This window comes from Streptomyces sp. TLI_171 (assembly GCF_003610255.1).
Classification (GTDB): domain Bacteria; phylum Actinomycetota; class Actinomycetes; order Streptomycetales; family Streptomycetaceae; genus Kitasatospora.
Genome location: NZ_RAPS01000001.1, coordinates 7084378 through 7105722 on the forward strand (window position 1 = coordinate 7084378; position 21345 = coordinate 7105722).

21 protein-coding genes and 1 pseudogene are annotated in these 21345 nt (G+C 73.8%); 9 read left to right on the forward strand and 13 right to left on the reverse strand.

Annotated features, from left to right (window positions below; all coding sequences use genetic code 11):
- Window positions 1-16: 16 nt before the first annotated feature.
- Complete coding sequence (locus BX266_RS31450) at window positions 17-406, reverse strand: SCO5389 family protein (protein WP_099905411.1); 390 nt, start codon at window positions 404-406, stop codon at window positions 17-19.
- A 181-nt stretch (window positions 407-587) separates the two neighbouring features.
- On the opposite strand from BX266_RS31450, the gene BX266_RS31455 reads away from it, so the two are divergent.
- Window positions 588-857, forward strand: a complete 270-nt coding sequence (locus BX266_RS31455) for a DUF2630 family protein (protein WP_099905413.1) — start codon at window positions 588-590, stop codon at window positions 855-857.
- 39 nt (window positions 858-896) lie between these two features.
- Here the strand turns inward: BX266_RS31455 and BX266_RS31460 are convergent, their stop codons facing one another.
- Complete coding sequence (locus tag BX266_RS31460; RefSeq protein WP_099905415.1) at window positions 897-1406, reverse strand: MarR family winged helix-turn-helix transcriptional regulator; 510 nt, start codon at window positions 1404-1406, stop codon at window positions 897-899.
- A gap of 155 nt (window positions 1407-1561) precedes the next feature.
- Between BX266_RS31460 and BX266_RS31465 the strand changes: the two genes are divergently transcribed.
- Complete coding sequence (locus BX266_RS31465) at window positions 1562-1972, forward strand: organic hydroperoxide resistance protein (protein ID WP_099905417.1); 411 nt, start codon at window positions 1562-1564, stop codon at window positions 1970-1972.
- Window positions 1973-2121: 149 nt separating this feature from the next.
- On the opposite strand, the pseudogene BX266_RS31470 reads toward BX266_RS31465, so the two are convergent.
- Window positions 2122-2898, reverse strand: a pseudogene (locus BX266_RS31470) (SGNH/GDSL hydrolase family protein); the annotation flags it as partial.
- A 153-nt stretch (window positions 2899-3051) separates the two neighbouring features.
- Between BX266_RS31470 and BX266_RS39400 the strand changes: the two are divergent.
- Window positions 3052-3183, forward strand: coding sequence for a DUF6126 family protein (locus BX266_RS39400; protein WP_259464944.1), 132 nt, complete (start codon window positions 3052-3054; stop codon window positions 3181-3183).
- A gap of 45 nt (window positions 3184-3228) precedes the next feature.
- On the opposite strand, the gene BX266_RS31475 is transcribed toward BX266_RS39400, so the two are convergent.
- Both BX266_RS31475 and BX266_RS31480 read right to left on the reverse strand, forming a co-directional pair.
- The gene (locus tag BX266_RS31475) at window positions 3229-3585 is read right to left on the reverse strand and encodes a MazG-like family protein (protein WP_099905421.1); all 357 of its coding nucleotides are present in this window, start codon (window positions 3583-3585) and stop codon (window positions 3229-3231) included.
- 151 nt (window positions 3586-3736) lie between these two features.
- On the reverse strand, window positions 3737-4099 hold the full coding sequence (locus BX266_RS31480; protein ID WP_099905423.1) for a UBP-type zinc finger domain-containing protein: 363 nt from the start codon (window positions 4097-4099) through the stop codon (window positions 3737-3739).
- A 315-nt stretch (window positions 4100-4414) separates the two neighbouring features.
- Between BX266_RS31480 and BX266_RS31485 the strand changes: the two genes are divergently transcribed.
- Both BX266_RS31485 and BX266_RS31490 read left to right on the forward strand, forming a co-directional pair.
- Window positions 4415-4990 (forward strand): TerD family protein, encoded by a 576-nt coding sequence (locus BX266_RS31485; protein WP_099905425.1) that lies wholly within the window; start codon window positions 4415-4417, stop codon window positions 4988-4990.
- A gap of 235 nt (window positions 4991-5225) precedes the next feature.
- Window positions 5226-6209: an aldo/keto reductase gene (locus BX266_RS31490; RefSeq protein WP_099905427.1), complete on the forward strand. Its 984-nt coding sequence runs from the start codon at window positions 5226-5228 to the stop codon at window positions 6207-6209.
- 212 nt (window positions 6210-6421) lie between these two features.
- Here the strand turns inward: BX266_RS31490 and BX266_RS31495 are convergent, their stop codons facing one another.
- The 4 genes from BX266_RS31495 to BX266_RS31510 all read right to left on the reverse strand — a co-directional run bounded on the left by BX266_RS31495 (window position 6422) and on the right by BX266_RS31510 (window position 9735).
- On the reverse strand, window positions 6422-6652 hold the full coding sequence (locus BX266_RS31495; RefSeq protein WP_099905429.1) for a DUF6296 family protein: 231 nt from the start codon (window positions 6650-6652) through the stop codon (window positions 6422-6424).
- Between the two features lie 111 nt (window positions 6653-6763).
- Window positions 6764-7663 carry an NAD(+)/NADH kinase gene (locus BX266_RS31500; RefSeq protein ID WP_099905431.1) on the reverse strand — a complete coding sequence of 300 codons (900 nt, stop codon included), beginning with the start codon at window positions 7661-7663 and terminating at the stop codon, window positions 6764-6766.
- Complete coding sequence (locus tag BX266_RS31505) at window positions 7660-8727, reverse strand: SPFH domain-containing protein (protein WP_099905433.1); 1068 nt, start codon at window positions 8725-8727, stop codon at window positions 7660-7662. The genes BX266_RS31500 and BX266_RS31505 overlap by 4 nt, the downstream gene beginning before the upstream one ends.
- Before the next feature lie 96 nt (window positions 8728-8823).
- Window positions 8824-9735 carry an NAD(P)-dependent oxidoreductase gene (locus BX266_RS31510; protein WP_259465178.1) on the reverse strand — a complete coding sequence of 304 codons (912 nt, stop codon included), beginning with the start codon at window positions 9733-9735 and terminating at the stop codon, window positions 8824-8826.
- A 121-nt stretch (window positions 9736-9856) separates the two neighbouring features.
- Between BX266_RS31510 and BX266_RS31515 the strand changes: the two genes are divergently transcribed.
- The gene (locus tag BX266_RS31515) at window positions 9857-10381 is read left to right on the forward strand and encodes a GNAT family N-acetyltransferase (RefSeq protein ID WP_310794818.1); all 525 of its coding nucleotides are present in this window, start codon (window positions 9857-9859) and stop codon (window positions 10379-10381) included.
- 160 nt (window positions 10382-10541) lie between these two features.
- Here BX266_RS31515 and BX266_RS31520 read toward each other — a convergent pair whose 3' ends face one another.
- From BX266_RS31520 to BX266_RS31530, 3 genes are all read right to left on the reverse strand, one after another.
- Window positions 10542-11483, reverse strand: a complete 942-nt coding sequence (locus tag BX266_RS31520; protein WP_099905440.1) for an SGNH/GDSL hydrolase family protein — start codon at window positions 11481-11483, stop codon at window positions 10542-10544.
- A gap of 165 nt (window positions 11484-11648) precedes the next feature.
- Window positions 11649-12836, reverse strand: a complete 1188-nt coding sequence (locus BX266_RS31525) for a glycosyltransferase (protein WP_218969287.1) — start codon at window positions 12834-12836, stop codon at window positions 11649-11651.
- The gene (locus BX266_RS31530) at window positions 12833-14200 is read right to left on the reverse strand and encodes a glycosyltransferase family 1 protein (protein WP_259464945.1); all 1368 of its coding nucleotides are present in this window, start codon (window positions 14198-14200) and stop codon (window positions 12833-12835) included. The genes BX266_RS31525 and BX266_RS31530 overlap by 4 nt, the downstream gene beginning before the upstream one ends.
- 350 nt (window positions 14201-14550) lie before the next feature.
- Here BX266_RS31530 and BX266_RS31535 point away from each other — a divergent pair, with 350 nt between their 5' ends.
- The 3 genes from BX266_RS31535 (at window position 14551) to BX266_RS31545 (ending at window position 19391) form a co-directional block, all read left to right on the forward strand.
- On the forward strand, window positions 14551-17361 hold the full coding sequence (locus BX266_RS31535; RefSeq protein WP_099905442.1) for a TIM-barrel domain-containing protein: 2811 nt from the start codon (window positions 14551-14553) through the stop codon (window positions 17359-17361).
- A gap of 105 nt (window positions 17362-17466) precedes the next feature.
- Window positions 17467-18447 (forward strand): hypothetical protein, encoded by a 981-nt coding sequence (locus BX266_RS31540; RefSeq protein ID WP_099905444.1) that lies wholly within the window; start codon window positions 17467-17469, stop codon window positions 18445-18447.
- 227 nt (window positions 18448-18674) lie between these two features.
- Window positions 18675-19391, forward strand: a complete 717-nt coding sequence (locus BX266_RS31545; protein ID WP_099905446.1) for a nucleotidyltransferase domain-containing protein — start codon at window positions 18675-18677, stop codon at window positions 19389-19391.
- A gap of 41 nt (window positions 19392-19432) precedes the next feature.
- Here the strand turns inward: BX266_RS31545 and BX266_RS31550 are convergent, their stop codons facing one another.
- On the reverse strand, window positions 19433-21175 hold the full coding sequence (locus BX266_RS31550) for a SpoIIE family protein phosphatase (RefSeq protein WP_143687042.1): 1743 nt from the start codon (window positions 21173-21175) through the stop codon (window positions 19433-19435).
- Window positions 21176-21345 lie beyond the last annotated feature (170 nt).

Sequence of the window (21345 nt, forward strand, 5' to 3'; positions counted from 1 at the left end):
GCTCCCGGCGGTGCGTTCAGCAGTCGCGGAGCTCCGGCGACTGGTTCAGCAGCTGCGCCCGCGGCGAGGTGAACTTCCGGTAGGCGTCCGTGAGTTCGGCGTGCGGGTGGAAGACCGCCAGGCGGTGGCAGTTCTGGAAGGCGAGCTTCACCGAGAAGTGCCGCTCCAGCGCCCCGCGGATCGAGTCGCTGGCCAGCGCGCGCAGCAACTGGGCCCGCTCGGCCTCGCTCGGGGCCACCGTGTTGTCGGCGAACTCGGCGTCCGTGGTCGCGAGTTCGGCCGTCAGGTCGTTGACCAGGCGGTACGCGTACGGCAGGGAGGTGCGGACGGTGGCGAGGAAGTCGGCGTCGGCGACCTCGTCGCGCTCGGCGAGGGCCAGCAGTGAGGGGGAGACGTCCAGGGACATGGCGGGGCGGACCTTTCCAGGATCATGAAAGTGGAAGTCGTTTTCAATAAGTGATCCTGTCGCTCGCCTGATGCACTGTCAATTCCGCTCCCTCGTTCGGGGCAACACGGCGTGTCGCCCGGCTCGCGGCCCGCACCGGCCCTTCCTAGAGTGGGTGGAGACGACCGCGAGGAGGCCCCCGATGGACGAGCAGCGCACGAAAGGCGGCACCGACCGCCACATCCTGGAGCGGATCAGCGAGATGGTCGAGGCCGAACGCGGCCTGCGCGCGGCGCTCGCCGAGGGGCGCATCGACGAGTCCACCGAACACCGCGAACTCAAGGACATCGAGGAGCAGCTCGACCAGTGCTGGGACCTGCTCCGCCAGCGCCGCGCCCGGGTCAACGTCGGAGAGGACCCGGACCAGGCCGCCGTGCGCAGCGTCGAAGAGGTCGAACGCTACGAGTCGTAGCGGGGGCCGCCGGGCGGCCCGGCTCGGAGCGGGGGCGCGTCAGGCGCCGGAGGCGTCCAGGTTCGCGGTGACGCGGTCGAGCAGTTCGCGCAGGGCGCGCACGTCCTCGATCGGGAGGCCGGCGGCGGTCAGGATGTGGCGCGGGACGGCGCGGGCGGGGGCGCGCAGCGCGCGGCCGGCCTCGGTGGGCGTGACCAGCACCGAGCGCTCGTCCTGCGGGCTGCGCTCGCGCACGATCAGGCCGGCCGCCTCCAGGCGCTTGAGCAGCGGCGAGAGGGTGCCGGAGTCCAGTCGCAGCCGCTCGCCGAGCTGCTTGACCGGCAGTTCGCCGTCCTCCCAGAGCACCAGCATCACCAGGTACTGCGGATACGTCAGGCCGAGGTCCTTGAGCGCGGTGCGGTAGACGCTGCCGAAGGCGCGGGAGGCGGCGTTCAGCGCGAAGCAGATCTGCTGGTCGAGCAGGAGCAGGTCGTCCGTGCCGTCGAGCAGCGGGCCGTTGCCGCCGCTCGCGTCGCTCCCGCCGTGCCGGTTCTCGCCGTGCCAGGTCATGGGACAAGGGTAGCGCGCGGCCGATTCAGTTGTGCGCAATTGAGTTGTGTGCTGTAGTTGTGGGCAGGACAGGGCGGAGCGCCCGGCACCGGGGAACGGCGACGGACGGCTCCGACGGGCAACTGGTCTGACGAACGACGAAGGAGAAGCAGGACATGGACGCGCTCTACACCGCTGTGGCCACCGCGAACGGCCGCGAGGGCCGCGCCGTCAGCTCCGACGGCCAGCTCGACCTCAAGCTCTCGCCGCCGCCCGCGCTCGGCGGCAGCGGCGAGGGGACCAACCCGGAGCAGCTGTTCGCGGCCGGCTACGCGGCGTGCTTCGCCGGCGCGCTCGGCGTGGTCGCCCGGCAGTCGAAGGTCGACATCTCCGAGGTGTCGGTGACCGCCGAGGTCACCATCGGCAAGGACGAGAACGGCTTCGGCCTGTCCGCCGTCATCCGGGTCGAGCTGCCCGAGGAGCTGGCCGGCGAGCCCGGTGAGCTGCTGGTCAAGCAGGCCCACCAGGTCTGCCCGTACTCCAAGGCCACCGCGGGGAACATTCCGGTGGAGCTGATCGTCGAATAAGGCGAGGCAGGGGTCTCACCTGGGGTCTGCGGGCCGCATCCGCGTGGGGGCGGGGCGGCCCGCAGTGGTGTCCGCTCGCACACCGGACGCCGGGGCGCGGTGTGCGAGCGGAAGTTCGGAACGGGTCGGACGGGACGGGGCGGGTCAGAGGGGAGCAGCTCCGGGCGCTTCGCCTCCACGTGGTCACCGGAGGACTCGCCGCGCAACCGGCGCCCCACCCAGGGCAGCAGGAAGGTGCGCGCCCACTGCAGGTTCTCCCGGCGCTGGTCGGCCGCAGTGGTGAACGGCGCCGGCGGCCACGCGGCCTCCGGGTCCCCGTCCACGGCCAGGCCGAGCGAGCGGGCCGCGAGCAGGGCCACCCGCTGGTGCCCCTCCGGGGACAGGTGCAGCCGGTCGTCCGACCAGGCCCGGCGGTCGTGCACCGCGCGCAGCGACCACAGGTCCGCGACGGCCAGGCCGTTGCGGTCGGCGATCGCCCGCAGGTGCGCGTTGTAGGTGGCGATCTTGCCGCGCAGGTGGCGCAGCACCGGCACGGTGCGGGTGTCGAAGCCGGTGCAGATCAGCACCGTTCCGGCGCTCTCGCGCAGTTCCAGCACGGCCGACTCGAAGTGCTCGGCGATCAGGTCCGGGTCGCTGCCCGGGCGCAGGATGTCGTTGCCGCCCGCGCACAGGGTCACCAGGTCCGGGCGGAGTTGACGGACCTTCGGAACCTGCTCGGCGACGATCTGGTCCAGCAGGCGGCCGCGGACGGCCAGGTTGGCGTACCGGAAGTCGTGCTCCGGGCGGCGCGCGGCCAGCATCCCGGCCAGGCGGTCGGCCCAGCCGGCGAACTGGCCGTCCGGGCCGGGATCGTTCAGGCCCTCGGTGAAGCTGTCCCCGAGGGCGGCGTACGAACTGAGGTCAAGGGTCTCCTGGTAGTCGGCCATGCAGGAGATAGTTCACCTTGTGAAGTGACTTACGCCACCGTAGGTGCCACGTGGCACAGGGTGATCTCTGCCACGGGGGCCGAGCCGTTACCCTTCAGAGGTCTTCAGGGGTTCGAAACAGCCAGGCCGAGCAGCGAGGAGAGGAGGGTCGGCGTGACCAGCGATGCCGTCCGCGAGGAGAAGTCGCGGCGCAAGCAGATGATGATCCGGGCGCTGATCTACATCGTGGGCACCCACCTCTTCGCCGGGTTCGTGATCCTGCTGTTCGCCGTCGGGCACCACTGACGCCGCGCTCCGGGCGGCTCGACCACGGCCGTTCCTCGGCGCTGCTCACTCGCGGTCGGCTGCGGGCGGCCCGTCGGCACCGTCGGCTGCGGGGAGCACCCGGGCGGCGACCTTGGCCAGGTGAACGTCGAACGCGGCGGCCGGATCCGGGTGCACCCGGGTCAGGGCGACCAGCGCCGTGATCACCACGTCGCACAGCTCGCCCGCCACGTCGTCCCAGGTGTGCGAGAAACCCTTGCGCGGGTTCTGGCCGAGTGCGCCGATCACCGCCTCGGCCACCTCGCCGGCCTCCTCGCTGAGCTTGAGGCACTGCAACACCCGCTGCATCTCCGGGGGTTGGGTGCTTCCCTCGGCCAGCCACGCCGCCAGGCGGCGCACCGTCTCCCACTGCTGCGCGTCCACGACGCCCCCCTCCACCCTCGGTGTCCCCCCGCGGAGCGGTGCGGAACCCGCCGTGCCGTCCGCATTCGTCTCCGCGTCGGTGTCCACGTCGCCGACGCCTCTGACCGTACCGGGCGGGCGGGCGGTGGCCGGGGCCGGCGCTGACGGGGTGTCAGTGCAGGCGCTGCTGCCAGTCGATCGGCACGTGGCCGAGCGGGCCGGGGGTGGGCTGGGTGACCGGGTGCGCGGACGGGCCGGCCAGGGGCGGGCCCTCGTAGAACTGCTCGGTCTCGGTGTTCCAGAACCAGTCCTCGCCGGGTTCGAAACTGGTCAGGAACGGGTGGCCGGCCGCCCGGGCGTGGGCCGTGGCGTGCTGGGACGGCGAGGAGTCGCAGCACCCGATGTGCCCGCACGCCGCGCACCTGCGCAGGTGGAACCACCAGCCCTGGCCCTCTCCCGCCAGACACTCCACGCAGCCGTCGCCACTGGGCGGCACGCTCGGGTCGATACCGGGGATCCCCGTGTCTTCGCTCATCGCGGCACCTCCGTGACGAGCCTATGCCCGGGGTGGCGGTCGGCGCGGCAGGCGGACCCGGCGCGGCGAAGTGATGCGGCGGGGTGCTGCGGCGGCGAGGTGCGGGGAGGGGGCGATTCGGGCGGGCTCCGGGGTGTCGCCGTCGGCCGGAGAGACGGCGCCTGACGGGGCGTCGGTGCGGCCCGCAGACGGATTCCTAACTGATCTACAGTGCTGTAGATTCAAGGGTGGGGCCGGGTCCCGTCCGAGTGGCCGGGTGATGGCCGCCGGGCCGAACTGCCGGGCCCGGTACGGGGATACCACAGGAGGGCACACATGGGAGTCACGCTCGCCAAGGGCGGCAACGTCTCGCTGACGAAGGAGGCCCCCGGGCTCACCAACGTCATCGTCGGCCTCGGCTGGGACGTCCGGGCCACCACGGGCGCCGACTTCGACCTGGACGCCAGCGCGCTGCTGTGCGGCGACGGCGGCCGGGTGCTCAGCGACCAGCACTTCGTCTTCTACAACAACCTGCGCAGCCCCGAGGGCTCGGTCGAGCACAGCGGCGACAACCTCACCGGTGGCGGTGGCGGTGACGACGAGCAGATCAGGGTCGACCTGACCGCCGTCCCGCCGCAGGTCGCCAAGGTGGTCTTCCCGGTGTCGATCTACGACGCGGAGAACCGGCACCAGAGCTTCGGCCAGGTGCGCAACGCCTTCATCCGGATCGTCAACGAGGCCGACGGCAGCGAGGTGGCGCGCTACGACCTGTCCGAGGACGCCTCCACCGAGACCGCGATGGTCTTCGGCGAGCTGTACCGCTACGGCGTCGAATGGAAGTTCCGCGCCATCGGCCAGGGTTACGCCTCCGGCCTGCGCGGCATCGCGCTGGACTACGGCGTCAACGTCTGACCCATCCTTCGGACGGCCTCCCGACGTCGTCCCGACGTTCTCCTGATGACCGCTTCGGCGACCCCGCTGGTCGGGGGCGTCGGGGCGGTCGCGCCCGCTGCGGTGCCGGGTGCCGGGTGCTGGGTGCCACTGCGGGCTCGGTGTGCCGGGTTCCGGGGGTCGAGGTCGGTAACGGATCGGCCCGGCCGGGGTGTCGGCTGTTGGGCCGCACGGGGCCCTGTGGCAGGCTCGGCGCATGGAACAGCGTGTACTTGGCAGGACCGGACGTCCGGTCTCGGTGATCGGTCTCGGGACGTGGCAGCTCGGCGCGGACTGGGGCGTGGTGCTGGAGGAGGACGCGCTCGCGGTGCTGGACGCCGCCGCGGACGCCGGGGTGACCTTCTTCGACACCGCGGACGTCTACGGGGACGGCCGCAGCGAGCAGTTGATCGGCCGTTTCCTGAAGGGCCGGCAGGACGACGGCCTGATGGTCGCCACCAAGCTCGGCCGCCGGCTGCCGCAGCTGCCGGCGAACTACACCCTCGCCAACTTCCGAGAGTGGACCGACCGTTCGCGCCGCAACCTGGGAGTGGAGCGGCTCGACCTGGTGCAGCTGCACTGCCCGCCCAGCGAGGTGTACTCGACCGACGCCGTGTTCGACGCCCTCGACACCCTGGTCGAGGAGGGCCGCACCGCCGCCTACGGCGTCAGCGTGGAGACCTGTGAGGAGGCGCTGACCGCGATCGCCCGACCCGGCGTCGCCAGCGTGCAGATCATCCTCAACCCGTTCCGCCTGAAGCCGCTCGACCGGGTGCTGCCCGCCGCCGAACGGGCCGGGGTCGGCATCATCGCCCGGGTGCCGCTGGCCTCCGGCCTGCTGTCCGGCAAGTACACCAAGAACACCCTGTTCGGCGCCGACGACCACCGGACCTACAACCGGGACGGCTCCGCCTTCGACCAGGGCGAGACCTTCTCCGGGGTGGACTTCGCCACCGGTGTGGACGCCGCCGACGAGTTCGCCCGGCTCGCCCCGCCCGGCGCGAGCTCCGCACAGACCGCGCTGCGCTGGATCGTCCAGCAGCCCGGTGTCACCACCGTCATCCCGGGCGCCCGCAACCCCGAGCAGGCCCGCGCGAACGCCGAGGCGATGGCGCTCCCGCCGTTGCCGCAGTCGACCCTGAAGGCCGTCCAGGACCTGTACGACCGCCGACTGCGCGCCGAGGTTCACTCGCGCTGGTGAGCTGAGCACCGATGGCGCGATGCAAGGGCGGGCACAGCTTCGTGCGCACGGCTGCGTGAGCACGGAAGCGTGAGCACGGAAGCGTGAGCGCGGATCGGTGCGCACGGAAGCGTGGGCACGGAACGGTGAGCACGGGACGGACGCGGGAAAGCGCTTGCCGACTGCGGTCGGCAAGCGCTTTCCCGTTGCAGCGGGGGGTGGGCGGTCCGGGGTCAGTCCAGCGGCTCGGCGTGCACCGGGTTGCGCGGGCTCTGGTGGCCGCCGCTGGCCAGCATCCGGACTTCGCCGAGATCGCTGATCTCGGCCTGCACGATGCCGGATGGGTCCGTGTACACGGGATGCCCGCCCGGCCCGCGGGTGCCGGTCGCCTCGACCACCACCACGTCCTGCTCGGCGTGGCCGCCGGTATCCCCGGGGAACGTGAGTGCGAATCGTCGCGCCATGGCCGGGCCTCCTTGCCGTCCGTCGTTCCATCGTAGGCGGCTGCCCGGCAGCTGGTCGCACCCGCGCGGCGCGGCGCGGCGGGTGCCCCCGGCCGGGCGGGGCCCGCGGCGTCAGACGAGCAGGTGGAGGCGCTGGGCCGCGGGGCCGACCTGGACGGTCTGGCCCCAGGTGAGGTGGAGGGCGTCCGCCTCGATGCCGTCACCGAAGGCAACCAGACGTTCGGACTCGACCGTCACGGTGAGGCGCTGCTCGGCCCCGAGCAGGCCCTCGACGCGGGAGGTGCCGGTCACGGGGGAGGGCCAGGCCTCGCGGACGAACCAGGACAGGCCGGGGGCGGTCGGGGAGGGCAGGGCGAGCCGGCTGGAGCGTTCGAGCCAGGCGGAGCGGCACCAGCCGGTCGCGCCGGTGCCGGTTCCGACCAGGACGCCGGAGGAGGCCTGCGACTCCGCCTCGCCGCCCGGCGCGGACAGCCGGTAGCGGGCGGTCTGGTGTCCGGGCTGGCCGAGGTAGATCTCGTTCAGCGCGAGCAGCCGCTGGGTGTCGTCGGCGACGGCCTCCACCATGGTGCGCAGTTCCAACCGCCGTTCCACGCCCGGCGCGACGGCCGCCCGCAGCAGCGGGCCGGCCTGTGCCGAGCGGTGGCGCACCAGCACGCCGGGGTTGCGGCCGGGTTCGGCGTCGACGCCGATCACCGGCTGGCCGGCCAGGTACTTGGCGGTGTTGGCGACCAGCCCGTCCTGGCCGACCACCACCACCAGGTCCTCCGGGCCGAACAGGAAGCGGTCCAGGTCGGTGCGCTCCACCCGGGTCTGCCGCCAGTCCAGCGGCACCGCCGCCGACACCTCCGCCAGCGCGCCCCGGGTCAGGTGGTGCCGCTGCTCGGCCTCGGCCAGCGAGCGGCCGCGCCGGGCGAGGAAGAACTCCGCCTGGCCCTTGGTGCCGTGATGGGCGATCAACTCCTCGTACTCGGTGCGCCGGTGGACCAGCACCACCCTGGGGGCGAGGCTCATCGACCCGGTCCCTCGGCACCGCCCGGGGCCGCGGTGGTCGAACCCGACAGGCGGGTGAGCAGGCCGGTCAACACGTCGGGGGTGAGCGTGACGCTGTCGATCCGGGGCAGGTGCTCGGCCAGCCGGATCAGCGCCAGCGCCTGCAGGACCTCCGGGCCCACCTGCTGGTGCGCGGCCAGCCAGGCCGCCTCGGCCGCGGCCTTCGCCTCGCCCAACGTCCGTGCCGCTTCGGCCTGTTGCACGGCCAGGGTGCCCGCCGCCTCGGCCTCCGCGACCGCCAGCTTGGTGCGCCGGATCGCCTCGGCGTCGGTGCGGACGGCGTCCGCGGCGGCCTTCTGCTCGGCGTCGCGGCGCGCGTTGGTGCCCTTCTGCGCGACCAACTCCTCCTCTCGGCGGGCCAGTTCGATCTGGCTGGCGAGTTCGTTCTCGGCGATCGCCCGTTCCCGCTCGACCGCGACGGCGCGCCGCTCGTAGGTGGCGCGGTCCGCCTCCTGCTGGACCTGCTCGCGGGCCGGGGTGCGCAGGGCCCGCTCCATCTCGGCCTCCGGGCGGACGGCGGTGACACGGACCGCGAGCACGGTCAGGCCGATCTCGGCCAGCCGGGGTTCGGCGGCCAACCCCTCCGAGATCCGCTCCCGGACGGTGGTCACCCCGTCGATCAGGGTGTCGGCGAGCGGGGTGCGGGCGATCGACTGGAGCGCGTGCTGCTGCGCGGTCTCGGTGAGCAGGGTGCCGAGCTGGGCGAGCGGCTCGGAGCGCCAGACGCCGGTGTCCGGGTCGATGCCGAAGTCGAGACGGGTGGCGGCCACGGTCGGGTCGCTGATCCGGTAGGTGACGGTGGCCTGCACCGCGAGGTCCTGGAAGTCGGCCGTGCGGGCGTGGAACATCATCGCCAACTCGCGGTCTTCCGACGGGACTTCGGATATCGCTGCGGCGAGCGGGCGGAACCAGAAGGCGAGCCCGGTGCCTTCGTGGGCGAGCTCGCCGCCGCGCAGGTGACGGATGTGGCTGGTGGGTGCGGAGCGCAGGTGGCGGAAGCCGAAGCGGCGCGTGATGTCGGCCATGGGAGTCGCGGTCCTCTCTTTTCGTCGCAATGACGATAACGCCCACTCGGCATTGTCGTCAATACGACGAAAAGGGGGCCCGCCCCGACAGCGCGATCAGATCGCGGCGCGGGCCCGGGACGTGGTGGAGACCGCCGCCAGGTCCGCTTCGCCGTGGCCGTGGGCGACCGCCTGCAGCAGTGCGTCGCGCAGCAGGGAGGCCAGCGGGAGCGGGACCTGAGAGGCCGCGCCGGTGTCCAGCGCCAGGTTCACGTCCTTCAAGCCGAGCGCGAGGCGGAACCCGGCCGGCTCGAAGGACTGTTGGGTGATCATCGCGCCGTAGCCCGCGTACACCGGGCCGGGGAACAGCGAGTTGGTGAGGACCTCCAGCAGGGCCGCCGGGTCGAGCCCGTTCGCCTCGGCCAGGGCAGCGGCCTCGGAGAACGCCTCGATCGCCGACACCAGCAGGAAGTTGGCGCCGATCTTGGCGACGTTCGCGGCCGCCGGGTCCTCGCCGAGCGGCCAGGTGCGCCGCCCCATCGCCTCGAACAGCGGTGCCAGCCGGTCGAGTTCGGCGGACGGCCCGGCGGCCAGGATGTTCAGGTTCCCGGCCGCCGCGACGTCGGTGCGCCCCAGCACCGGCGCGGCCACGTACGCCAGCCCGTGCCGGGCGTGCAGTTCGGCCGCCCGGCGGGCCAGTGCGGGGGAGACGGTGGCCATGTTGACGTGCACCGCGGCCCGCGCGCCGGCCAGCAACTCCTCGTCCAGCAGCAGGCTCTCCACCACCCGGTCGTCCGCCAGCATGGAGAGCACCACCGGTGCCTCGAACGCCTCGGCGAGCGACCCGGCCGCCGAGGCGCCGGCCCGGACCAGCTCGGCGACCGGCTCCGGCGAGCGGTTCCACACCCGCACCGGGTGGCCCTCCGCCAACAGCCGGCGGGCCATCGCCCGGCCCATCGCTCCCAGACCGACGAATCCGACGTCCATGCTCAGTGCCTCCCGGCGGGTGGTGGATCTCTCCCGGGCGATGCTACGGCGCGCGGCACGGCGGCCGACGCACCGTCAGGGCTGTTCGGCGAGAACGTCCGTCGGGTCGGGCCCGGGGGCGGTGCGGCGTGGCACGATGCCCGGCATGGCGACGGTGCGGACGGTGACGGTACACACGGCGGAACTGGACGGGGCGACCCGGCAGGCGGCCAGGGCCCTGTTGTTCGAGGTCTTCGGTGCGGAGATGACCGAGGAGGACTGGGTGCACTGCCTCGGCGGCCTCCATGTGCTGGCCTGGGAGGGTCCGGAGCTGGTGGGCCACGCCGCGGTGGTCCAGCGCCGCCTGCTGAACGGCGCCCGGATCCTGCGGGCCGGCTACGTGGAGGGCGTGGCGGTCCGGGCCGACCGCCGGCGGCTGGGCATCGGCGGCCGGTTGATGGACGAGGCGGAACGCATCGTGCGGGCCGCCCACGACCTGGGCGCGCTCGGCTCCAGCGACGACGGCGTCCCGTTCTACCTGGCCCGCGGCTGGCGTCCGTGGACGAATCCGACCTGGGCGCTCGGCCCGCAGGGGCGGGTGCGGACCGCAGAGGAGGACGGCTGGATCTACCTGCTGGGCGGCGAGGCGCAGTTGGACCCGGACGGCGACCTGACGGTGTGCGAGTGGCGGGAGGGCGACATCTGGTGAGGTCCCCAGGTCCCCAGGTCCCCAGGTCGCCGGTGCCGGGAGGCGCCGGATCGGACCGCCGGGCGGCGCGGACCGTCCGGCGGACGTCGGCTCCGGCTGCCGATCTGACGACCCGTGAACGCCGAGACGCTCGGACGTCCGCAGCCCTGGTCCCGCGTGACTACCCGCCGGTGGGCGTGCTGGTGGCGGTGTCCTCGGCCGTGGCGTCGGCGACGGCGGCGGCGGCCTCACCGGCGGTGGGCTCGACGGGCTTCGGGGGTGCGGACCGGGGACGGGGGACGGTGGCGGTGAGGCGGGCGAGGATCTCGGCGGTGGCGCGGGCGTCGGCCTGGTCGAGGCGGCGGGTGGAGCCGCGCAGCAGGTGGCGGGCTTCGACCGCGGCGAGGGCGACCAGGCCCGGCAGCAGGTCGGTGGAGCGCGCGGCCACCCAGCGGGTGCCCTGGGTCAGCATCCACCACAGGTCCGCGCCGGGCCGGGGAGCGTCGGCTGCCAGTTCGGCGGGCGGCGCGCCCACGGGGCGGCCCGCCCCGGCGAGCAGCGCATGGAACCCGCGGGCGATCATCTGGTGGCCCGTCGCGCTCGGGTGGAGCCGGTCCACGCTGAGCAGCGCGCGGTCCTCGGTCCACGGCAGGTCCACGAGGTGCTGGTGCACCGCACCGTAGTGCTCGGACAGCCCGTGCACGACCGCGTTCACCCCGCGCATCCGCCGGGCGAGCGGGCGGGCCAGCGGGGCGGGCAGGCCCAGCAGCCGGCCCGGGTCGGGCAGGCACGCGGTCAGCGGCACGATGCCTGCGGAGGTCAACGAGGACAGGGTCGCGGCAAGGTGGCGTGCCGTCAGGTCCAGGTCGAAGGAGGCGCGCAGCGTGTCGTTGCCGCCGACCAGCACGGCCGCGTACTGCGGGCGCAGGGCGAGTGCGGTGGGCAGTTGGGAGACCAGCAGGTCGCGGCTGAGCGCACCGCTGTTGGCGAGGTTGCGGAACTCCACGGTGTCCGGCGAGAGGCTGGGGGCGAGCAGCGCCGCCCAGCCACGCCAGCCGCCGGGGACGGGATCGCCGACTCCTTCGGTGAGGGAGTCGCCGAGTGCCGCGAATCGAACTGTCATCACGACCCTCCGGTGGGGTGTGGCGGGTGCGGAAGTGCTTTGAGGGGAACGGGAGTCGGGAGTGGGGCCCGCGGTGGGCCGCCGCTCCGCCGGGCGGCGGAGCGGCACGGCGACGGCCCGACGTGCCGTCAACTCACGGGAAATGAGAGGTGATCAGTCGGATTCTCACCCGGCGAAGGGTGCTCCGACCGGGGCGTCGGCGGGCGCCGGTTCGGTCGGTGTGCGGACAGGGGCGTGGTGCGCGGTGAGGAAGGCGGTGGCGGCGGCGTCCCAGCCGAACTCCTCCGCGCGGGCGCGGGCTGCGGCCCGCCGGTCCGCCTCCGGCCGGTCCAGCAAGTCCCGTACCGCCTGGGCGAATCCGGTGCCGGTGTCGGCCGCGGCCAGGCCCGCTCGGCCGACCACCTGGGGGAGCGCGGAGGAGCGGCTGACGGCGACGGGGGTGCCGCAGGCCAGGGTCTCCAGCGCGGCCAGACCGAAGGTCTCCACCGGGCCCGGGGCGATCACCGCGTCCGCGGTGGCCAACAGGGCGGCCACCTCGGCGCGTTCGGCGAGGTGCCCGAGGAAGGTGACCGGCAGGCGCAGTTCCTCGGCCCGGCGCTCCAGGCGCCCGCGCAGCGGACCCGTTCCGGCGACCGCGAGCACCGCCGGGACGCGGTGGCGGCGACGGAGCTCCGCGAGGGCGTCCAGGGCCCGTTCGGGGCGTTTCTCGGCTGACAGTCGCGAGCACATCACCAGCAGCACCTGGTGCGGGTCGGCGAGCCGTCCGCGCAACTGCGGGTCGCGCCGGTCGGGGTGCATGGTGTCGAGGTCCACGCCCAGCGGGGCCTGCGTGACGTTGCGGGCCCCGATCCGGGCGAACTCCTCGGCGGCCCACGCGGTGGTGCACAGTACCGTGTCGTAGGCCTGCGCGGTACGGGAGTTGAGCCGGTCCGCGAGGCCGCGGGCGAGGCCCGGCGGCACGCCCCACGCGCCGATCACGCCGGTGGCGCTCTCGTGCGAGACCATCATCGAGCGGACGCCGTGCGCGCGCGCCCACGCGCCCGTCCAGCGCAGCGTGGTGCGGTCCGAGACCTCCAGCCGATCCGGAGCCAACTCCTCCAGCACGGCCGCGACCTGGCGGCGGTCCCGGAGGATCCGGTAGCCGCCGGTGCCGGGGACGGCCGGGCCGGGCAGGGTGATCACCCGGCCCTGTTCGGTCCACTCGTCGCTGCGGACCGGGCCGGGGACCACCAGGACGGGCCGGTGGCCCGCCGCCAGGTATCCCGCGCCGAGGTGCCGGAGGGCGGTGCGCAGACCGCCGGACACCGGGGTGACGAAGTTGGCCACCCGGACGATGTGCAGTCCGCCGCTCACGCCGGCTGCTCCTTGACCAGGTCGGCCGCGGCGAGCACGACCGGCGGGGCGGCGGGATCCTCGGTGTTCTGCGGCAGCGGGGCGGCCGCCTGCAGGCCGGCGTCGGGCTGACGGGGGGTCGGCACGCTCAGGTGGGGCGCCTCGGCGTGCCGGGCGGCGACGGGCAGGTCCGCGGGCGCGACGGCGGCCGGCGCCAGGAGGGGCAGCGTGGTGCCGGCGAGGCGCGCGCGGTGCTCGGCGACCACGTCCTCGTAGTGCTGGATCAGTTGGTCGCCGACCGCTTCCCAGGTCCGGTCGGTGACGTCGGCGCGGCCGGCCGCGCCGTACTGGGCCCGCAGTTCGGGGGCGGCGGCGAGGGCGGCGACGGCGCGGGCCACGGCGCCGGGGTCGCGCGGGGCGACCAGCAGGCCGGTGCGCTGGTGGCCCACCAGGTCGAGCGGCCCGCCGACCGCGGGGGCGACGACGGGGACGCCGCTGGCCATCGCCTCCTGGATGGTCTGGCAGAAGGTCTCCAGCGGGCCGGTGTGCACGAACAGGTCCAGAGTGGCGAAGCAGCGGGCGAGTTCGGCACCGGTGCGGCGGCCGAGGAACACCGCGCCGGGCATCGCGGCCTTCAGCGCCGGCGCGCTCGGGCCGTCGCCGATCACCACCACCCGCACCCCGGGCAGCCGGGAGGCCTCGGCGAGCAGGTCGACCCGCTTCTCCGGGGCGAGCCGTCCGACGTAGCCGACCAGCACCTCGCCGCCGGGGGCGAGCGAGCGGTGCAGCGCCTCGTCGCGGTGGTCGGGGTGGAAGCGCACCGAGTCGACGCCGCGCGCCCAGATCCGCACCTGCCGGACGCCGTGGGCGGTGAGGTCCTGCGCCGCGGGGGTGGACGGGGCGAGGGTGCGGGCGGCGGCGCGGTGCACGGAGCGGATCCGGGTCCAGGCGATCGCGGAGCCGACGCCGCGGCCCATCCGGTACGCCTGCGCGTAGCCGGCCAGGTCGGTCTGGTAGACGGCCACGGTCGGCAGGTCGAGGCGCTCGGTGATCCTCGCGGCCCGGGCGCCGAGGATGAACGGACTGGCCAGGTGCACCACGTCCGGTTGGTGGGCGGTCAGTGCGGCGGCCAGCTTGCGGCTGGGCAGCGCGATGCGAACCTGCGGGTAGCGGGGCAGCGGGACGGAGGGGACGCGCACCACCGGCAGCGGTTCCTGGTCCGGGCCGAAGGACTGCGGCGGGCAGTGCGCGCCCCGGGCCGGAGCGGGGGTGATCACCAGCGGCTGGTGACCCCGCCGGACGAGGTGCTCGGCGGCCCGCAGCACGCTGTGGGCCACGCCGTTGACCTCGGGCGGGAAGGATTCGGTGACGATGGCGACTCGCATGCCAACGTTGTTGCCAACTTGGGCGTGCGGCCAGCCAAAGGGATCTTTCGCGCAGACGAACGTCTGCCGCCATTTCCGCACAGGTGTCTGAACAGGCCCGCTCGGCATCCTGCCTTTCGCGCAGAGCACGTGCGCGTTCTGCGCAAAGATGCTCGAAACTATGACCGATCGAGCACTTGACGTCATGTCGGCTTACTGCTGCGATGTGTACCGGTCAATCTGCCGGACCGTCCGTACGCGCCCAAACCCGTTCCCCCACACGGGACTTGACAGCACGCCCGGGCGGTCCGGCAGCCGCCGCACCCACCCCGGACCCCTACCCCGACCCCCGCCGAGGAGGCACCCCCCAGATGCGTTCCGCCCCGCGGACCCCGCTGCCCGGACGAGGCGACATCCGCCGCCGCCCGAGCGCGCTCACCGTCGTCCTGCTGCTGCTCGCCGCACTGCTCGCGAGCCTCGGACCGGCCACCGCCGCCCACGCCACCACCGCCGGCAACGTCACCGGCGTCACCCGCTCCGGCAACACCTTCACCGTCACCACCTCCGGCGGCGCGGCCGCCCGGGTGCAACTCGCCCGCGCCGACATCTTCCGGATCTGGCTCAGCCCCAACGGCGCGTTCACCACCGACCCGGCCGGTGCCGACCTCGCCGTCACCACCGACTTCGGCACCGTCGCGGCCACCCTCACCGACGCCGGAACCTACTGGCGGATCAGCACCGCCTCGATCTCACTGCGGATCAACAAGACCCCGCTCACGTTCGCGCTCTACCGCGCCGACAACACCACCCTGCTCTGGGCCGAGTCGCAGCCCACCAGTTGGACCACCAGCCAGACCACCCAGTACCTCGCCCGCGGCGCCGACGAGCAGTTCTACGGCACCGGCCTGCACCTCGGCGACTGGGCGCTGCGCGACAAGACCGTCCCCGTCGCCGTCTCCAACTCCTGGACCGAGAACAGCAACGCCAGCCCCGCGCCGTTCTACATGTCCACCAACGGCTACGGCGTCATGCGCAACACCTGGGCCGCTGGCAGCTACGCCTTCAACTCGCCCACCCAACTCACGCACAACGAGAGCCGGTTCGACGCCTGGTACTTCGCCGGGAACTCGCTCAAGGACGTCCTGAACGCCTACACCGACGTCACCGGCAAGCCCTTCCTCGCCCCGATCTGGGGACTCGAACTCGGCAACGCCGACTGCTTCAACGCCTCCAACCCCAGCTACAGCGGCGACCACAACCGGCTGCGCCACCAGACCACCCCCGACGTGGTCGGCTACGCCACCGACGCCCGCGCCGCCGACATGCCCTCCGGCTGGTTCCTGCCCAACGACGGCTACGGCTGCGGCTACACCGACCTGCCGACCGCGACCAGCGGCCTGAGCGGCAAGGGCTTCCACACCGGCCTGTGGACCTCCACCGGCCTGAACAACATCAACTGGGAGGTGGCGACCGCCGGTTCACGCGCAGTGAAGACTGACGTGGCGTGGATCGGCGGCGGCTACAAGACCGCGTTCACCGGCGTCAACCAGGCCGTGGCCGGCATCGAGAACAACTCCGACGCCCGCCGCTTCGTGTGGACCGTGGACGGTTGGGCCGGCACCCAGCGCAACGCGGTGGTGTGGACCGGCGACACCCACGGCACCTGGGACGCCATGCGCTGGCACGTCCCGTCCATCGCCGGCGCGGGTCTGTCCGCCCTCAACTACGCCTCCGGGGACGTCGACGGCATCTACGACGGCAGCCCCAAGACGTACGTCCGCGACCTGCAGTGGAAGGCGTTCACCCCCGCCTTCATGACCATGTCCGGCTGGGGCGCGGTCAACCCGTCCACCGGCTACAACGACAAGCAGCCCTGGCGGTACGCCGACCCCTACCTGTCGATCAACCGCAAGTACCTGCAGCTCAAGATGCGGCTGATGCCGTACCTGTACACGATGAGCCGGGTCGCCGCCGACACCGGCGTGCCCTCCACCCGGGCCATGGTCCTGGAGTACCCCGACGACCCGGTGGCGCGCGGAAACCTGACGAGCGGTCAGTTCATGGCCGGCGATTCCTTCCTGGTCGCCCCCGTGGTCAGCGACACCACCGTCCGCGACGGCATCTACCTGCCCGCCGGCACCTGGACCGACTACTGGACCGGCAAGGCCTACACCGGCCCGGGCTGGCTCAACGGCTACAGCGCCCCGCTCGACACCCTGCCGCTGTTCGTCAAGTCCGGCGCGGCGGTGCCGATGTGGCCGCAGATGAACTACACCGGCGAGAAGCCCGTCTCCACCCTCACCTACGACGTCTACCCGCGCGGCAACTCCTCCTTCACCCTGTACGAGGACGACGGCACCACCCGCGCCTACCAGAGCGGCGCCTACTCCAAGCAGCAGGTCAACGTCACCGCCCCGAGCGGCGGTTCCGGCAACGTCACGCTCGCCGTCGCCGCCGCCAACGGCAGCTACAGCGGACAACTCGCCAACCGGAACTACGAGTTCACCGTCCACGCGGCCGCCGCGCCGAGCAGCGTCACCGTCGGCGGCGCCGCCCTGCCGCAGCTGAGCGGCAAGGCCGCGTACCAATCCGCCACCACCGGCTGGTACTTCGACGCCGCCGACCGCTCCGGAACGCTGTGGATCAAGGCCGGCAGCCACGCCGTCGCCAGCGCCTTCAGCGTCACCGCCACCGGCCTCACCCTGCCCACCGGAACCCCCGTCACCGCCAGCGGGCCGATCCCGCAGGCCGGTTGGAAGGTCGTGTCGGCCGACAGCCAGGAGACCACCGGCGAGAACGGCGCCGCCGCCAACGCCATCGACGGCAACTCCGCCACCATCTGGCACACCCAGTGGTACAGCGCCGCCGCGCCGCTCCCGCACGAGATCCAGATCGACCTCGGCGCCCGCTACGCCGTCGACAGCCTCGGCTACCTGCCCCGGCAGGACGGCGGCGTCAACGGACGGATCGGCAGCTACGAGGTCTACGTCTCCGACAGCACCACCTCTTGGGGCAGCCCCGTCGCCACCGGCACCTTCGCCGACACCGCCGCCGCCAAGTCGGCGACGTTCACCGCGAAGACCGGACGCTACCTGCGGCTTCGCGCCCTCGGTGAAGCCGGCAACCGCGGGCCGTGGACCAGCGCCGCGGAGATCACCGCCACCGGCAGTTCCGCGCCGTAACCGGCGCAGCACCCGGCCCGTGCCCCGCAGGACACCCTGCGGGGCACGGGCCGTCCGACAATGGTTCCCACCCAAATGTCTTTAATGTCCGGATAGGCTGGGGCGATGGAACACGAGGGAGGGGAGACGGCCGACGCCGTCGAGAAACGCGGCACGGCCGCCGCGACACTCTGGCGTGCCGTCCGCCACGACCCCAAACGGCTGCCCGAACACCTCGCCGAGCTGGCCGCCGACCAGGAGTCCGCCCCCGCTGCCAAGGCCGTCACCCGGCTCTCCGGCACCCTCGACGAACGCCGCGACACCGTCGTCACCCACGGCATCCGCCTCACCATGACCGAGGGCTGCCTGGTCGGCGGGCCGCTGATCCTGCTCGTCCCCGTCGCCTTCTGCGCAGCGATGCTCGCTCAGGCCCGGATGGTCCTGGAACTCGCCGAACTCGCCGGCGCCGCCGGCGACCGCACCGACCGGGCCGCCGAACTCCTCGTCCTGCAAGGCGTCTACGACACCACCGAGCAGGCCAGGGCCGCCCTCGCCGACACCCCCGCACCACCACCCCCCGAACCGGCCGCCGAACCGGCCGCCGACGACCAGGACCGGCCCACCCGCCGGTCCTGGGCCACCCGGCTCGACATGATCCGGCGGATGGCCTACCTGCTCGGCCTGGTCGGCCTCGACCAGGCGCCGCGCGGCTGGCTGCGCCGGATCGCGGGCTGGGTCGGCGTCACCCTCCTGATCATCGTCGGACTCGCCTTCCCCGTCGTCTGGATCCCCGTGATGGGACGCGCCACCGCCCAGGCCACCACCGCCCTGGCCCACCGCGCCATCGCCTACTACTGGCCCACCGGCGGCGCCGACCGGCCGCCCAGGGAGGGCCACGTCCGCGCCGCCACCGTCGCCGTCCTCGGCCAGACCCTGCTCGCCGTGCTCATCCCCTCGGTGGTCTACCTCGGCGTGCTGTTCCTCGGCCTCGAACTGGTCGGCGGACGCTTCACCACCGCGGCCCTGCTCGCCGTGGCCGCCGGAGCCGCGTACGCCGCCCACCGCGCCCACCGCGCCCACCGCGCCCGCCGCGGCCCGCGCCATTGACGCTGACCTCCCCGGACCCGGCCGCCCGCGCCGGCCCACCGGTGCCGCGCGAACGGCAGCAAGGGGGACCCGAGCAGCAGGGAGGGGGAGACCGGAACAGCGCGAGAGGGGGACCGGAACGGGGGCGAGCGGGGGACCGGACCAGCGCGAGCGGGAGACCGGAACGGGGCGAGAGGGAGACCGGAGCAGCGGGAGGGGTGGCCGGAACGGCATGAGAGGGTGACCGGATGCGTGACGAACTGATCGCCCAGGCCCGCCGACTGGTCGCCGACCGGTACCCCGACGCCTCGGCCGTCCTGCTGGCGGGCTCCGCCGCCACCGGGCGCGCCCGCGCCACCAGCGACCTCGACCTCGCCGTGCTGCTGCCCGCCGGACGCACCACCCACCGGGAGACGCTGCGCCACGAAGGCCGCCTGGTCGAGGTCTTCGCGCAGACCCCGGACGGCCTCGCCGAGCTGCGCGCCGCCGACGCCGCCTCCCGCCGCGGCGTCGTCCAGCAGCTGTACGCGACCGGGGTGATCCTGCTGGACCGCGACGGGAGCGCCGCCCGCCTCGCCGAGGAGGCCAGGGCCGAACTGCTCGCCGGCCCGGCGCCGCTCGCAGCCGAACAGCGCGAGAACCTCCGCTACGCGCTCACCGACCTGCTGGAGGACCTCGGCGACGCCGCCGACCGGTGGGAGGCCCTGGCCATCGGCGCCGACGTCCTCCGCACCGCGGGCGACCTGCTCTGCGACCACCGCCGGGCCTGGACCGGTACGGGCAAGTGGTTCCCCCGCCGCCTGCTCGCCGCCGACCCCGAGCGCGGCCCCCGCCTGCTGGAAGCCCACCGCGCCCTCGCCGAGACCGGTGACCCCGCGGCGCTGCTCGCCGCGGCCAATGACGTGCTCGACCTGGTCGGCGGACCGCTGTCGGCCGGCTACCGCCGCGACTGGCCCAGCAACTGACTGACGGGCCGTCAGGTCGCCCCGCTGGAACCGAAGTCGTGTCAGCGAGGCCCGCGGTGGCGAACCCGGGCGGCCAGCAACGCGATGTCGTCCTCGGCGTCCTGCGGGGCCAGTGCGGCGAGGGTGCCGTCGAGCATGGTGTCGAGCGGCCCGTCGACGGTCAGGCGGAGTTCGGACAGGCGCGCCAACGAGACGTCGATGTCCTCGCCGCGGCGTTCCACCAGGCCGTCGGTGTAGAGCAGCAGGACGTGGTCGGCCCGGAGTTCGACGGTGGTCTGCTCGTAGCCGCCGACCCCGGTGCCCAGCGGCGGCCCGGTCGGTACGTCGACCAGGGTGGTGGCGTGCGCGGTGAGCAGGGCGGGCGGCAGGTGGCCGGCCCCGGCGAACGTCCAGCGGGCGCGGGCCGGGTCGGCGAGGGCCAGCACGCAGGTCGCCGGGCGGGCGTTCTCCTGCTCGGCGATCAGCGCGTCCAGCTGGCGCAGGATCCGGTGCGGCGGCAGGTCCATCGCGGCCACGTAGCGCAGCGTGGAGCGGTAGTTGCTCATGTCCACGGCCGCCTCCACGCCGTGGCCCATCACGTCGCCCATCGCCAGCAAGGTCCGCCCGAACGGCAGCCGCACCGTCTCGTACCAGTCGCCGCCCACCACCGAGGTGATCCCGGACGGCAGGTAGCGGGAGGCGAGTTCGAGGTTGGGGTGCGGGCTGCCCGGCTCGGCCAGCAGGGCGCGCTGGAGTTCCAGCGCGGTGTTCTGCGAGCGGGCGTAGCGCCTGGCGTGGTCGAGGGTGAGCGCGGCGCGCCCGGCGACCGCGGCCAGCAGTTCGGTGTCCTCGGTCGTGAACCCGAGCGAACTGCCGTGCGCCCGGGCCAGGGTGAGCACGCCGATCGGCCGCCCGCGGGCGATCAGCGGCACCGCCAGCAGGCAGTCCACGCCCGCCGCCCGGTACGCGGCCAGCGCCGCCTCGTCCGGGGCGAGCGCGGCCAACTCCTCGGCGGACAGCAGGTTGGCGGCCACCGCCCGGCCCTCCGCGAGCGCCCGGGCCGTCACCGACCCCGGACGGTGCCGCACCGCCCCGCCGGGCGGCGAGGACGGCAGTGCCTCGTGCAGACTCTTCGCACAGGCCGCCGCCGCGCGGCGCAGCCGGAGCCGGGGCAGCTCCGGCGGGTCGGAAGCGACTGCGGCGTGCGGCGGTCCCAGTGGCTCGGGCGGGTCGGACGGTTCCCCCCGGCCGGTCCGGCGGGCCTGCTCGGGCGCGTCGAGCGGCAGCACGTCGATCACCGCGAGATCCGCCGAGTCGGGAACCGCGAACGCGACGAGTTCCGCGCAGGTGGTCTCGGGGTCGAGGGTGGTGCCGATCTGCTCGGAGGCTGTCTCCAGCAGCGCGAACCGGGTGCGGGTGCGCTCCAGTTCGGACCGGTGCACGTCCGCGCCGCCCGGCAGCACCGCCAGTACCCCGATCGGGGCGCCGTCGACTTCCAGCCGCCGGAAGTCCGCGGGCCGCCCGGCGAACGTGCCGGGGCGCGCCCGGCCGTCCGCCAGCACCTTGCGCGGCACGCCCGCGTCCCCTGCCGGCCGGCCCAGCACCTCGGTCGGCGACACGCCCGTGACGTGATGGAACGTCGGATTGAGGTACCGCCAGCGCAGCCCCGCGTCCAGTACCGCGAACCCGACGGGCAACTGCCCGAGCAGGGCCGACACCAGCGCGTCCCGGTCGACCTCCAGCGCCTGGGAGGCAGCCGTGAGCAGCGAATCCGTCGAGCTGTCGCCCGCCGATTCGGGCCGCACCCGTGACTCCTCCCTCACCACGTCCCCCGTGGAGCCGTCGCACGGCCGGCAGGCACGGCGCGCCGCCGAACCGCCCAGCCCGGTGTCCTACTGCCCCGGATGATCCGCACCCGGGGCACGCACCATACTCGGCGCTCGCGCCTGGCCGGAATCAGACGCAGCGCCGTTGC

Bases quoted from the DNA above. Each gene is read 5' to 3' on its own strand.
- BX266_RS31450 (WP_099905411.1), bottom strand. From the start codon at position 406: ATGTCCCTGGACGTCTCCCCCTCACTGCTGGCCCTCGCCGAGCGCGAC.
- BX266_RS31455 (WP_099905413.1), top strand. From the start codon at position 588: ATGGACGAGCAGCGCACGAAAGGCGGCACCGACCGCCACATCCTGGAG.
- BX266_RS31460 (WP_099905415.1), bottom strand. From the start codon at position 1,406: ATGACCTGGCACGGCGAGAACCGGCACGGCGGGAGCGACGCGAGCGGC.
- BX266_RS31465 (WP_099905417.1), top strand. From the start codon at position 1,562: ATGGACGCGCTCTACACCGCTGTGGCCACCGCGAACGGCCGCGAGGGC.
- BX266_RS31480 (WP_099905423.1), bottom strand. From the start codon at position 4,099: ATGAGCGAAGACACGGGGATCCCCGGTATCGACCCGAGCGTGCCGCCC.
- BX266_RS31485 (WP_099905425.1), top strand. From the start codon at position 4,415: ATGGGAGTCACGCTCGCCAAGGGCGGCAACGTCTCGCTGACGAAGGAG.
- BX266_RS31490 (WP_099905427.1), top strand. From the start codon at position 5,226: ATGGAACAGCGTGTACTTGGCAGGACCGGACGTCCGGTCTCGGTGATC.
- BX266_RS31495 (WP_099905429.1), bottom strand. From the start codon at position 6,652: ATGGCGCGACGATTCGCACTCACGTTCCCCGGGGATACCGGCGGCCAC.
- BX266_RS31500 (WP_099905431.1), bottom strand. From the start codon at position 7,663: ATGAGCCTCGCCCCCAGGGTGGTGCTGGTCCACCGGCGCACCGAGTAC.
- BX266_RS31505 (WP_099905433.1), bottom strand. From the start codon at position 8,727: ATGGCCGACATCACGCGCCGCTTCGGCTTCCGCCACCTGCGCTCCGCA.
- BX266_RS31520 (WP_099905440.1), bottom strand. From the start codon at position 11,483: ATGACAGTTCGATTCGCGGCACTCGGCGACTCCCTCACCGAAGGAGTC.
- BX266_RS31530 (WP_259464945.1), bottom strand. From the start codon at position 14,200: ATGCGAGTCGCCATCGTCACCGAATCCTTCCCGCCCGAGGTCAACGGC.
- BX266_RS31535 (WP_099905442.1), top strand. From the start codon at position 14,551: ATGCGTTCCGCCCCGCGGACCCCGCTGCCCGGACGAGGCGACATCCGC.
- BX266_RS31540 (WP_099905444.1), top strand. From the start codon at position 17,467: ATGGAACACGAGGGAGGGGAGACGGCCGACGCCGTCGAGAAACGCGGC.
- BX266_RS31545 (WP_099905446.1), top strand. From the start codon at position 18,675: ATGCGTGACGAACTGATCGCCCAGGCCCGCCGACTGGTCGCCGACCGG.